Consider the following 14,146-nt stretch of genomic DNA (forward strand, 5'->3'; position numbering starts at 1 on the left):
TTGTTTTTTATATAATGACAGAAAAAATATTCCGGTTTATGTGTACTTTTATAAATTCAGTACAAAATCGTTAAGTAATTTTTCCTCATATTTTTCTTTGTTGAACGTATATAAGTAGGATCCTTTTCTCGAGGACTGCATATCCTTTTCGTCCAGTTTATTTAAAATTTCTAAAGAATTGATTTTACTTATAAAGTTACGTTTGTCTAATTCTTTGCTTAAAATTGCCTCATATAATTCTAATAATTGGCGCATGGTGAATTTTTCAGGCAGTAATTCAAAACCAATTGGTTTTATCGAAGTTCTGTAACGTAATCTTCTTATTGCATGCTGTACCATTTCATTATGGTCAAAAATAAGGTTTGGCGCATCGGCAATACTAAACCATTCTGCATGATAATTTTTAATCAGTTCTTCATTATGGTTTTCAATATTAATAAGCGCATAATAGGATACAGAAATAGTCCTGTCAACTGGGTCACGGTCTATTTCACTGTAAGCATGTAGCTGTTCCATATAGATATCATGTAATCCGGTATAGGTGTTCAGGATACGAATGGCAGCGTTGTCTAATATTTCATCACGTTTTAAGAATCCTCCAATTAAAGACCATTTTCCTCTTTCAGGCTCAAAGTCCCTTTTAATCAAAAGTATTTTTAGTCCCTGATGGTCGAATCCAAAAATGATACAATCTACCGCTAATAATACCTTATCCGCAGAGCTATAACTGTTTAGCATATATTATAATTTGTTGGTAAATATATAAACTTCCTAATAGGTTTCATAATTTATTAATGTTGAATTTACACTTACTAAAGTTAACATAAAAATACTTAAAAAAATAGCAGGTGGTTTGAATAGTTTTAAATGGTAAATGACTAAACCAGTTCATTTTAAGATTAAAACAGATTTGTTATCGTGATTTTGAAAACTGTTTTTATAAAATTTAAAATTTAAAAATAGGTTTTTTATTACAGAATGTGTTTTTAGTCTTCGTTTAATTATTCATAAAAACCATAAAATTATAACTTTTTTTTAACAACTGTTTTTTAATTAAAAATCTGCTTTTTAATCAAAAGTGTAGATTTTACACAAATAACGTTGCTTAAAACTCTTTTTTTTGAATAATAAGCAAGATTTTAAATGTTGATTTAACACTTAAATTACGATATGCATTTTTTTTATTCAATTTTTTTATGGTATTAATTTGTTTTTACCCTTTTTTTTTATTTAAATTTACAAATGTAAAATTAACACTTATAATTATACACTAACTAACTTAAAAAAACCAGTATGATAACAAAACCAAAATTGTTACTTTTTGACCATTTATTATTGTCAAAAAAAGAATGGCTTATAGCATTATTTATGCTAGTGTTTTCTGTTAATCTTATGTCGGCTCAGGGCAAAGAGATTAGCGGAATTGTTACTTCAACGCAGGATCAGTTGCCTTTGCCTGGAGTGAACATTATAATAAAAGGAACCAAAACATCAACAACAACAGGATTTGATGGACAATACTCAATTAAAGCATCACCTGGTGATGTGTTAACTTTTTCATTTATAGGATATCAAAATAAGCAAGTAACAGTAGGGAATGATTCTAAAATCAATATTGCTTTAGGAGAAGATACCAATAAATTAAATGAAGTAGTCGTTGTTGGATATGGTACACAGAAGAAAGGTGATCTTACAGGATCAATTAGTGTGGTAAATGTAGACGATGCTAAAAAAACAATCTCATATGATGTGGCAAAAATGCTACAAGGCCAGGCAGCTGGAGTCACTGTACAATCATCAGGTGAGCCGGGAGGATTTGTAAACATTAAAATTAGAGGAATTTCATCTTTCAAAAACAATAACCCTTTATTTATTATTGACGGAATTCTTGTTGACGATCCTTATGATTTTGCACCTGGAGATATTGAAAGCATGCAGATATTAAAAGATGCATCAGCGGCTTCTATTTATGGGGTTCGCGGTGCAAACGGAGTTATTATTATTACAACAAAAAAAGGAAAGACAGGCAAAATGAACGTTGGTTTTAAAACATTATATGGGATTCAGAATGTTGCTAAAAAATGGTCATTAACAAATAGAGAGCAATACCAAAAAATTACAAGTGAAGCAGAGAAAAATCTCGGTATAACGATTGCTCCTGGAAATGACCCTACAAGCTCTTCTTATATTAATAATGTAGATACTGACTGGCAGGATGCTGCTTTTAAAACAGGTACAATTCAAAACAGCGCCCTGAATGTAAACGGAGGCTCTGAAAACATGGGCTATAGTATGAATGTTGACTATTTTAAAAATACCGGTTACATAGCAACACCTCAGGATTATGAAAGAATTTCAACTGATTTGAATTTGAACGGAAAAAAAGGAATATTTAGTTACGGTACTAAAATAGCATATACGCAAGCTAATAAAGAATCTTTTAACGAATACAATGCCGGACAAACAGCAATTAGTGATTTGTTAGGAGCAATACCTACCATGCCCGTTTATGATAGCAACCGATTAGGAGGATATGGTGGAACAGACAACGCTACACAAAGAGCAATATCGATGAATGTTATTGGGTTCAATAACTTAATAGAGAATACTAATAAAAGAAATCATATACTAGGAAATCTTTGGTTTCAGGTTGAATTATTGAAGGGACTGAAATATAAACTCGCAGGAAGCTATGACCGGTTAGATTCTCAAAACAGAAGATATGTACCTCAAAGTGATTTAGGGTGGTACTATGTGACCGAGGCTGCAGAAGCTTCATTGGATGTATCTAATTCTAATATGACAAAAACAATTTTAGACAATCTACTTACCTATGATCTCACTTTAGGGAGTCATAAAATAGATGCTCTGTTAGGATATATACAACAGAAAAATGATTTTTATAATCATTGGTCAAGAGGAAAGGGATATCCAACAGGCACTATTGCAGAAATACAATATGCTCAAGAAGTCAATGGTATTTCAGCTGGAGAATATTACAGTAAAGAAACAACAAAATCATACGTAAGCAGATTAAATTACAGTTATAATGATTTATATTTTATAACTGGAAATTTCAGACAGGATAAATCTTCAAAATTTGCACCAGAAAATAATACAGGTAACTTCTATGGAATTTCAGGAGCATGGAAATTAAGCAATGAAAAATTTTTGCATTTACCAGCGTGGTTTAATACAATAAAATTAAGAGGAGGTTATGGAGAACTAGGAAACAATACTATTGGGTTGTATGCCTATGCGTCAACACTTAATAGCTTTGCATCGTATAATTTTAATGGGACTTTAGCAAACGGAACGACTTCAGTAAGAACAACTGATCCGGACATTAGTTGGGAAACAACGGCAACAACAAATTTTGCTGTAGATTTAGGATTCTTTGATAATAAATTACAACTAACAGCAGAGTACTACATCAAAAAATCAAATGATTTACTTATTAATTTCCCTATTCCTTATTCAACGGGGTCTATTTCATACGCTGATAATGGATTTGCAAATCCTGATGTAGAAACTAATGCAGCATCAATTGAAAACAAGGGATTAGAATTTACTGCATCATATAGAAATAATAATCATGCCTTTAAATATGGAATTTCAGGAAACATTAGTTTCTTAAAAAATAAAGTTTTAGGATTAGGAAAATCTAATTTGCCAATTTATGGAGCCGCATCAAAAACAGAAGTAGGGCGTTCCGTAGGAGAAATTTATGGTTATGAAACGGCTGGTATATTTCAAACAGCTGGAGAAATTGCTTCTTCTCCAACACAAACTAATGCAGGAGTAGGAGATATTAAATTTAAAGATCAGTTAACTGTTGATACTGATGGTGACGGAAAATTTGATGCAGGAGATGGTATAATCAATGACAAAGACAGGGTGTATCAGGGAGTTACTATTCCTAAATATAATTTTGGTTTCAATTTCGATGCACAATACAAAAATTGGGACATGTCATTCATGTTTCAGGGTGCAGGAGGAAATAAAGTATTCAATGGAATGTATCGTAATTTGATGGCAGGAGATTATGGAAATCACCATACAGACGAACTTAACTATTGGACACCTACAAATACTAATACAAATGTTCCCAGACCAATTATTGGAGACCCTAACGGAAATAGAAGAGATTCGAACCGATTTATAGAAGATGGTGATTATATTAGAATGCAAAATTTTGAAATTGGATATTCAGTTCCACTTGCAAATAGCAAAGTGATACAAAAAATCAGAATATACGCAAACGGACAAAATCTGTTTACTATAACAAACTATAAAGGATATGATCCGGATTTTAATAGTAACGACGGTTTATTGTCAAGAGGTTATGACGGAGGATCTTTCCCAAATCCAAGAACAATTTCGTTGGGAGTTCAGGCTAATTTTTAAAAATAAATTTAACATATATACATATGAAAAATAAAAATATAAAATATTTAGTTTTATTTCTTTCTGTAGTTTTTACAACAGTAAGTTGTGTAACAGATGAAGATTTAGAACAAGTTAATCCAAATGAAGCTTCATCAGAGTCATTTTGGAAAACAGATTCAGATGCTTTAAAAGGATTGAATGCAGCATACAGCAGTTTATTAAACGAGGGGACTTATATGAGAAGTTCTCCACTTTTATTAGACTTAAAAGGAGATGACACACGCAGTAACAGCCCTTGGGGCTCTATGAAAAATGTTGGATACTTCAACTCAAATGTTTCTGACCCTGCAATTTATGGATGGGCTTTTAGAGAATACTATCAGGGAGTTAACCGCGCTAATCAGGTTTTAATTAATGTTCCAAACATCAATTTTACCGATGCGGCACTTAAGAACAGAATTTTAGGGCAAGCTTATTTCTTGAGAGGATTGTATCTGTTTCATCTTGTAAACATGTTTAAAAATGTACCAATTCCTTTAGACTTGTCAGTATACCATCCACAAAAAACACAAGCAGAAGGCTGGGCTCAGGTTATAGCCGATTTTAAACAAGCAGCAGAATTGTTGCCTCCAAGCTATTCAGGAATTTCAGGAATCGACACTACTGTTGAAGCAGGAAAAGGACTTGGACGTGCTACAAAAGGAGCAGCATTAGGTTATTTAGGAAAAGCGTATTTATTTACAAAAGATTTTCCTAATGCAAGGGATACATTCAAAAAAGTTATTGATTTAGGGGTTTATTCATTAGTGGCTAATTATGCAGATAATTTTACAGATACAAATGAAAACAATTCAGAATCACTTTTTGAAGTGCAGTTTAGCAGAGCGGTAGGAGGTGTTGGTTTAAGCTGGGGAGGTATTCCTGTTGCTGACTGGGGAAAAACTTCTGCAAGAGCGATTACTTATGGTGCTGCAGCCTTTGGATTCAAAGATGTACAGCCAACATTTACATTATTAAATGAATTTCAGGAAGAAAAGACAAAAACAGGTGGAGTTGATCCACGTTTGGATGCTACAATTTTTTATCTGAAACCAGGTGGAGCGACACCTATTTATCAGACTACATTCGAAGTCCAATATGCAAGCTCTCCGGCAGATTTAAATGATATCTACTGCAAGAAATATGAAAATGGAGGAGGTGCTTTTGCTAATGAATATGATTGGCGTTCCGGAATCAATGAGCGTTTACTGCGTTATGCAGATATTTTATTAATGTATGCCGAATGTTTAAATGAAACCGGCGATACTTCAGGAGCTTATACTTATATTCAAATAGTAAGAGACAGAGTGAATTTGCCAAATTTAGCAACAACAAAACCAAACATGTCACAAACCCAAATGAGAGAGCAAATTGGTCATGAAAGATTTTTAGAATTTGCTCTTGAAGGGCATCGTTTTGATGATATTCGTCGTTGGGGATGGCTTGAAGATGAGGCTAAATTAGCTTGGCTAAAATCAAGGGATACAGAGTTTAATTCTTATGCAAAAGGAAGAGAATATTTTCCAATTCCACAATTAGAAATAGACACAAACGAATTTCCAATTACACAAAATGACAGTTATTAATATTTATTGAATTAGTAGTTAGATTGCATAGTATCATGTGGCAGCTTAAAACTGCTATGTGATATTATGTTTTAAAGATTGAATACCAGAGAAGTTAAATTTATACAGGAACTAAAATTATTAGAACAATGAAAACAATTACAAGTTTGGTTTTATTAGCAATATTATTAGGAAGTTGTCAAAATGAAGATGTTGTTTCTCCAAATGAAGAAGCGGCTTCTGTGACTCAGGATTCTCAGATTACAAATTTAACAGCAAAAACAGTGGTAGGAAATGTGCCTTCACACGACCCAAGCACAATAGTAAAAAGCGGGGTGAATTATTATGTCTTTACTACAGGAGATAATATTCCGATGACATATTCAAGAGACTTAGCAAACTGGACATGGGGTATTTCTGTATTTGCATCAACCCCTAGCTGGATAAAAAGTTATGTGCCGGGTTTTACCAAAACATTCTGGGCACCGGATGTCGCATGGTTCAATAACAGATGGAACATGTATTATTCATGTTCTACTTTCGGTTCTGCAACCTCGGCTATAGGGTTGGTTACAGCTCCGTCAATTTCGCAAAGCGCAGGAACAACCTGGACAGACAGAGGGGTTGTGGTTTCTTCTACTTCTGCTTCAGATGTGAATGCAATTGACGCATCTATTTTGGTTGACGGTAGTAATGTTTATATGGCTTATGGTTCCTGGCATGCCGGAATAGGAGTAGTTCAGATTAATCCTTCAACAGGTAAACCAACCGGAACAAGAACAGTTGTAGCAGGCGGAAACAGTGCTTCGTGGGAAGCTCCTTGTTTAATTAAAGAAGGGAGCTATTACTATATGTTTGTTAACAGAGGCACTTGTTGTAATGGCGTAAACAGTACATATTATATTGTAGTAGGTCGTTCAACAAGTCCGTTTGGGCCTTTTACGGATAAAAACGGAGTATCCTTAAAAAGCGGAGGCGGAACAACTGTTTTAGCTTCACAAGGGGATTATATCGGACCGGGACATTTATCCAGAATTACAGGAACGCAAAAAGGGGCTGTTCATTATTACAATAAAGCAGACAATGGAAATCCAAAAATGGAAATTGTTTACTTCACATGGTCATCAGGATGGCCAACGCTTTCTTATTAAAAAATTAATATAAAGAGGAAAATTGATTAATTTTCCTCTTTATAACTATCTATACCATAACATGAAAAAAGCATTTTTAATTCTATTTGTATTTACATTTTGTAATCAAATTACTTTCGCACAAAAAGAAACTACGATTGTCACATTAAAAAATGATGACAAGGCTCCAACTATCAACAAAAATATCTACGGGCATTTTGCAGAACATTTAGGGCGCTGCATTTACGGAGGTTTTTTTGTGGGTGACACTTCAAAAATACCAAATACTAAAGGAGTTCGAAATGATATTATTGCGGCTTTAAAAGAGTTGAAAATACCAAACCTAAGATGGCCTGGTGGTTGTTTTGCCGATACGTATCACTGGAAAGACGGAATTGGACCTCAGGAACAAAGACCAACTATCGTAAACAAATGGTGGGGAGGTACAACTGAAGACAATAGTTTTGGAACCCATGATTTTTTGAATATGTGTGAACTTCTGGAAACAGAACCGTATTTATCAGGAAATGTGGGAAGCGGAACCGTTCAGGAATTAGCTGACTGGGTTCAGTACACCAACTTTAGCGGTAAAAGTCCGATGAGTGATTTGCGTAAAAAGAATGGAAGAGCAGAACCATGGAAAGTTAAATTCTGGGGTATTGGAAATGAAGCGTGGGGTTGCGGAGGAAATATGACGGCGGAATATTATGCCGGTGAATACCGCAAGTTTGCTACGTTTATGTCAGATTGGGAAAATACTGGCGGAATCACGCGTATTGCATCAGGATCTAATAGTGGCGATTATAACTGGACAGAAGTTTTAATGAAGAACATTCCGCTTAATATGTTAGGAGGGATTGGTGTTCATCATTATGCCGTAATCAACTGGAATAAAAAAGGAGACGGAGTTGATTTTACCGAAGAGCAATATTTTAAAACCATGCAATCTGCTCTAAAAATGGAAGAATTGGTTACCAAACACGGTGCTATAATGGATAAATACGATCCTGAGAAAAAAGTAGCCATGCTGGTTGACGAATGGGGTGGATGGTATGAAGTTGAAAAAGGGACAAATCCAGGATTTTTATACCAGCAGAACACCATGAGAGATGCAGTTTTAGCCGGTGCAACACTTAATATTTTCAACAATCATGCTGACAGGGTACGTATGGCAAACTTAGCACAATGTGTAAACGTTTTACAGGCAGTTATCTTAACTGATAAAGCTAAAATGATTACTACGCCTACTTATCATGTAATGAAAATATACGCTGTTCATCAGGATGCAAAATTACTACCGGTAAGTTTTCAGTCGCCGTTGTACACAGTGAATGGAGAAACACTTCCTGCAGTGTCAGCTTCGGCTTCAAAAGATAAAAACGGAGCAATTCATATCTCTTTAGTGAACGTAGATGCAAAAAATAAAAACAAAATAGAGATTGATGTGAAAGACCTTGGAGTTAAAAACTTCACAGGAACCATAATTACATCAGCAAAATTACAGGATTACAATTCATTCGATACACCTAATAAAATTGTACCAACAGCTTTTAAAGGTTTCGAAAACAAAAAAGGAAAATTAGAAATCACAATTCCTCCTTTCTCAGTTGTTGTTTTAGAAGGAAAATAAAACATAAAAAGATGAAAAAATCGAATTCCATTTTAAAAATTGCTTCTTATTTAGGGCTTTTTTTATTGACTCTTGCTGGTACAGTAAGCTGCTCAGGGGATGATCCTGCAACTGAGGATGAAGATCCTCCGGTAGTTGTTGTTCCGCCAGTAGTAACGCCTCCTGCTTTTCCGGGACCTACTTATGCTGATAATTACAGCTCTATTTCTTCCTGGAACAATAGGGCGCAATGGAATCTGGCTAACGTTCATGATCCTTCAGTCGAAAAATGCGGTGAATACTATTATATGTATCAGACAGATGCATCGTATGGAAATGCTCATGTTGGTCACGGCCATTTTCCGTACAGACGCTCCAAAGACCTTGTTACCTGGGAATATATGGGGTCGGCTATGGCTACAGTTCCTGCCTGGGTAAAAGATTCGTTAAATAATAAAAGGGCCAGAATGGTCCCAGCTTTGCCGGCAATTGAAAATCCACGATATGGGTGTTGGGCGCCTTACATCAAAAAAGTAGGCAGCAAATATCGATTGTATTATAGCATTGTGGTAGACGAACCCATTACCGGAACCAGTTTTGAAACGTCATGGTCAGAAAGAGCTTTTATCGGATTGGCAGAATCAGATGATTTGGCAACGAATGTTTGGGTAGATAAAGGGATGGTAGTATGCTCTGAACCCGATGGTGTAAAACCTTATTCTTATACAGGAGCCAGAAACTGGGAAAATGCATATTTTAAATTCAATGCAATTGATCCAACTTTTATAGAAACACCTCAGGGAGAGCAATACCTCATTTACGGTTCATGGCATTCCGGAATTGCATCACTAAAACTGGATCCATCTACTGGAAAACCGTATCAGTTAAAAACTTTAAGCGATTACGGAACACGCATCGCATCCAGAAGTGCAACAAGCCGCTGGCAGGGTTCAGAAGGCCCCGAAATTATATACAATCCGGATACGCAGTACTATTATTTGTTCCTTGCTTATGATGGTCTGGATGTTCCTTACAATACAAGGGTTTGCCGTTCTAAAAGTATTACAGGTCCTTTCTTAGGAATCAATGGTGCCAATGTAACGAACGGTGCAGATTGCTGGCCAATGCTAACACACCCTTATGGTTTTAACAATCATACCGGATGGGTTGGATTTGCTCATTGTTCTGTTTTTCAAAACCCGGATACTAAACAATGGTTTTACGCATCTCAGGCTCGCTTGCCTGTAGGAGTTCCCGGGATTAATGTATCTAACGCAATCATGATGGGACATGTTCGTGCCATAAAATGGACAGAAGACGGATGGCCGGTAGTGGATCCGGAAAGATATGCAGCAGTACCTGAAACTACTATTACAGAAGCTTCTTTTATTGGAACCTGGGAACAAATTACAATGAATTACCAATATGAGGTTATTCAAAAATCAGTTACAATTTATTTAACCGCTGACAAAAAAGTGAGCGGAGGCGCTACTGGTACATGGTCGTATGACAGCACTGCTAAAACATTAACTGTAAATGGTGTAAAATGCAAAGTTAGTGATGCCTGGGATTGGGAATCAGCTACGAGAAAAGTAACAATCAGTTATTCTGGATTAACAACAGCCGGATTACCTGTTTGGGGTAAAAAAGTGAATTAATTTTAATAAATAAAGTTATAGAATTAAGAAGAAAGAATCGAGATTTAGCCTGAGATTAAAAGATTAGAAAAAAATCTGCTCTATCTGCTGAATCTGCGTGAGAAAAAATAAACACATAGAGACATAGTTTACAAAGTGTTAAAAGTCGTTTTACTCAGATCAAAAAACATAGTTATGTGACTTTAAACAAGTGAAACCCCTTTTTTTAAGACAAAAATTCTATGTTTATAGCCTGCACTGAGCGAAGTCGAAGTGTGTTTAAAATAGTATATAAAAATATCAAAGAAATGCCAAATTAAACCATAATGAAAGACCTAATTATAAGCCTGTCATTCTTAGTTTTGATTGCATCCTGCACAACAGTGGTCGCACAATCTTCTGTAAGCCAAATTGATCCTGCAAAATATAATAACCCGATTATAAAAGATAAATATACAGGCGATCCTGCAGCGTTGGTTTACAAAGACAAAGTGTATTTGTATGCAGGTCATGATGAGGCACCAAAAGATTTTAATTTTTATAAAATGAACGAATGGGTAGTATATTCTTCTTCAGATATGAAAAAGTGGGAATCGCATCCGGTGCCGTTAAAAGTGACCGATTTTGCATGGGCAAAAGGAGATGCATGGGCATCGCAGGTAATTGAAAGAAACGGAAAATTCTATTGGTACGTAACCGTTACTCACGGAACAATTAACGGAAAAGCAATTGGAATTGCAGTTTCTGACAGTCCAACAGGATCTTTTAAAGATGCCCTTGGAAAAGCGTTAATTACAAACGATATGACAACGCACACCAAAATAAGCTGGGACGATATTGATCCGACAGTTTATATTGATGATAATGGTCAGGCGTATTTATTTTGGGGAAATACCGTTTGTCATTATGCCAAATTAAAAGAAAATATGCTGGAATTAGACGGCCCAATCCAAACAATTGATTTACCCAATTTCACCGAAGCACCGTGGATTCACAAACATAAAAACTGGTATTATTTATCCTATGCGTATCAGTTTCCGGAGAAAATCGCCTATGCCATGAGCAAATCCATTACAGGGCCATGGCAATTTAAAGGAATTTTGAATGAACTGGCAGGAAACAGCAATACCAACCATCAGTCGATAATTGACTTTAAAGGACAGTCGTATTTTATTTATCACAATGGAGCTTCAATTCCACATGGAGGAAGTTTCAGAAGATCAGTTTGCGTTGATAAATTGTATTACAACAAAGACGGAACAATGAAACGAGTGGTTATGACGTCTGAGGGAATTCAGTAGTTTTCAGTCTCGGTCTCAGTTTACAGGTTTTTAGAGGAAATTTTCAGTCTCAGCTTATATGACCTAAAAGTTTTCAGATAAAACGAAACTTAGATTTACTTATATCACTTATATGGTTAACAAAAGAAGCATTTTTAACAATTATATTTTAAACACATGGTTTTCTCCAATATTAAAGTGAGTTTGAAAAAAATAACGACTAAATCATTTTGTTTAGTCGCAGCTCTCTTAATTACTCTCCCTTCAATCGCACAGATGCAGGAATTTAAATTGCAAGAGATAAAACTAACGAGTGGTCCTTTCAAAAATGCACAAAACGTTGATCTTAAATATTTATTAGACCTAAATCCAGACCGACTATTAGCACCTTATTTAATAGCTGCCGGCTTACCTGTAAAAGCTGATCGATATGGCAACTGGGAAAACATAGGCCTTGATGGACATATCGGAGGTCATTATGTAGCTGCATTAGCAATGATGTATGCTTCTACCGGAAATAAAGAAATTAAAAGCCGTTTGGATTATATGATTTCTGAATTAGCTCGTTGTCAGGAAAAGGATGGAACTGGTTATGTTGGAGGTATTCCTAAAGGAAAAGTCTTTTGGGATAGAATTCATAAAGGAGATATAGACGGAAGTGGTTTTGGTTTAAATAATACCTGGGTTCCTATCTATAATATTCATAAACTTTTTGCAGGCTTAATTGATGCCTACAATTATACGGGTAATGAAAAAGCAAAAGAAATTGTAATAAAATTAGGAGATTGGTTTATCGAATTGATCCGACCTCTTTCTGATGAACAAATCCAAAAAATTTTAAAAACAGAACATGGTGGTATAAATGAATCTTTTGCGGATTTGTATAGCATCACAAAAAACAAAAAATATCTTGAAACGGCTGAAAAGCTTTCGCAAAAAGCCATTCTCGATCCATTAATTAAAAAGGAAGACAAACTAACGGGTTTACATGCTAATACACAAATACCAAAAGTTATTGGTTTTGAGAAAATTGGAAAGTTATCAGATAATAAACAATGGTCCGATGCCGCGCAGTTTTTTTGGAAAAATGTAACCGAAAAAAGAACTGTCGCTTTTGGAGGAAATAGCGTTGCGGAACATTTCAATCCTATAGATGATTTTAGCGGAATGCTAAAATCAAATCAAGGGCCGGAAACTTGTAATTCCTACAATATGGAACGTTTAAGTAAAGCGTTGTTTTTAGACAAAAACGATGTGAGTTACCTTGATTTTTATGAGCGTACACTTTACAATCACATTCTTTCCAGCCAGGAGCCCAACAAAGGTGGCTTTGTGTACTTTACTCCAATTCGGCCAAATCATTATCGCGTGTACTCGCAGCCAGAAACCAGTATGTGGTGTTGTGTTGGTACAGGTCTTGAAAATCATTCTAAATATGGAGAATTAATTTATAGCCATTCAGAGCATGATATTTTTGTAAATCTTTTTATTCCATCCAATTTAAACTGGAAAGAAAAAGGAATAGAATTAGAGCAAACCACAAAATTTCCTTATGAAAACAACAGCGAGATTGTTTTAAAACTTAAGAATCCTAAATCTTTTGTTTTGAATATTCGTTATCCAAAATGGGCAACGAATTTCGAAATTCTAGTAAACGGAAAATTGCAAAAAATACAAGCTAAACCAGCTAATTATGTTAGTCTGGAAAGAAAATGGAAATCAGGAGATAAAATAGCCATTGCATTTAAGACTTCAACGCATTTAGAAAAGTTGCCAGATGGCTCCAATTGGGCAGCATTTGTAAATGGTCCTATTGTATTGGCCGCTAAAACTTCTACTGAAAATTTAGATGGTTTGTTCGCTGATGATAGCCGAATGGGACATGTTGCGCAAGGAAAATACGTTTCGTTAGACAAAGCTTATGCACTAGTAGGAGAAGAGGGAAGTTATGTTTCAAAACTTAAAGATTTAGGTAATATGCGCTTTAAGTTAGATTCATTAGAATTACAACCCTTCTTTGAAATACACGATGCCCGTTATCAGATGTATTTTCAAACCTATAAACAAGAAGAATACAAAGAAAAGCAGGCATTGTTAAAGCAACAGGAAATCGAAGCTATGGCTATTGAAGCGAACACGGTCGATAAGATAAATTGTGGAGAACAGCAGCCTGAGGTAGATCATCATTACAAAGGAGAAAAGAGTGACTCTGGCTATGAGGAAGATGGTTTTTGGAGAAATACCAGCTCGTATATTTCCTATCAGATGGTAAATAAAAATCTAGAAGGCAAATTTATTGAAATTAGTTTTTTAGGAGATTTTAAAACGGATAACCTTGATGTTTTTATTAATGAAAAACCTGCGGAGATTATCGCAAAAAAAGACAAAATAATTCAATTCAAATTAGACAATACTCAAATTATTAATTTAAAAATTAAGTCTAAAGACGGCAAAAAAACGTCTAAAATTTCTCAAATAAGAATTGTAAAATAAAAAG

8 protein-coding genes are annotated in these 14,146 nt (G+C 35.0%); 7 read left to right on the forward strand and 1 reads right to left on the reverse strand.

The genetic code is table 11. The features are described 5' to 3' along the window. Nucleotides 1-48: 48 nt before the first annotated feature. A complete protein-coding gene (locus tag AAEO57_RS09070; RefSeq protein WP_341691801.1) occupies nt 49-738 on the reverse strand; it encodes an NUDIX hydrolase in 690 nt (229 codons plus the stop codon). 555 nt (nt 739-1,293) lie between these two features. On the opposite strand from AAEO57_RS09070, the gene AAEO57_RS09075 reads away from it, so the two are divergent. From AAEO57_RS09075 to AAEO57_RS09105, 7 genes are all read left to right on the forward strand, one after another. Further along, on the forward strand, nt 1,294-4,407 hold the full coding sequence (locus AAEO57_RS09075; protein WP_341691803.1) for a SusC/RagA family TonB-linked outer membrane protein: 3,114 nt from the start codon (nt 1,294-1,296) through the stop codon (nt 4,405-4,407). 23 nt (nt 4,408-4,430) lie between these two features. Next, complete coding sequence (locus AAEO57_RS09080; RefSeq protein ID WP_341691805.1) at nt 4,431-6,014, forward strand: RagB/SusD family nutrient uptake outer membrane protein; 1,584 nt, start codon at nt 4,431-4,433, stop codon at nt 6,012-6,014. 128 nt (nt 6,015-6,142) lie between these two features. After that, nucleotides 6,143-7,144 (forward strand): arabinan endo-1,5-alpha-L-arabinosidase, encoded by a 1,002-nt coding sequence (locus AAEO57_RS09085; protein WP_341691807.1) that lies wholly within the window; start codon nt 6,143-6,145, stop codon nt 7,142-7,144. A 61-nt stretch (nt 7,145-7,205) separates the two neighbouring features. After that, nucleotides 7,206-8,753, forward strand: a complete 1,548-nt coding sequence (locus AAEO57_RS09090; RefSeq protein WP_341691809.1) for an alpha-N-arabinofuranosidase — start codon at nt 7,206-7,208, stop codon at nt 8,751-8,753. An 11-nt stretch (nt 8,754-8,764) separates the two neighbouring features. After that, on the forward strand, nt 8,765-10,390 hold the full coding sequence (locus AAEO57_RS09095; protein WP_341691811.1) for an arabinan endo-1,5-alpha-L-arabinosidase: 1,626 nt from the start codon (nt 8,765-8,767) through the stop codon (nt 10,388-10,390). Nucleotides 10,391-10,695: 305 nt separating this feature from the next. After that, on the forward strand, nt 10,696-11,670 hold the full coding sequence (locus AAEO57_RS09100) for a glycoside hydrolase family 43 protein (protein WP_341691813.1): 975 nt from the start codon (nt 10,696-10,698) through the stop codon (nt 11,668-11,670). A gap of 156 nt (nt 11,671-11,826) precedes the next feature. Beyond that, nucleotides 11,827-14,142 carry a glycoside hydrolase family 127 protein gene (locus tag AAEO57_RS09105; protein WP_341691815.1) on the forward strand — a complete coding sequence of 772 codons (2,316 nt, stop codon included), beginning with the start codon at nt 11,827-11,829 and terminating at the stop codon, nt 14,140-14,142. The last annotated feature ends 4 nt before the right edge of the window (nt 14,143-14,146 follow it).

Source organism: Flavobacterium calami, from assembly GCF_038290035.1.
Lineage (GTDB): Bacteria > Bacteroidota > Bacteroidia > Flavobacteriales > Flavobacteriaceae > Flavobacterium > Flavobacterium calami.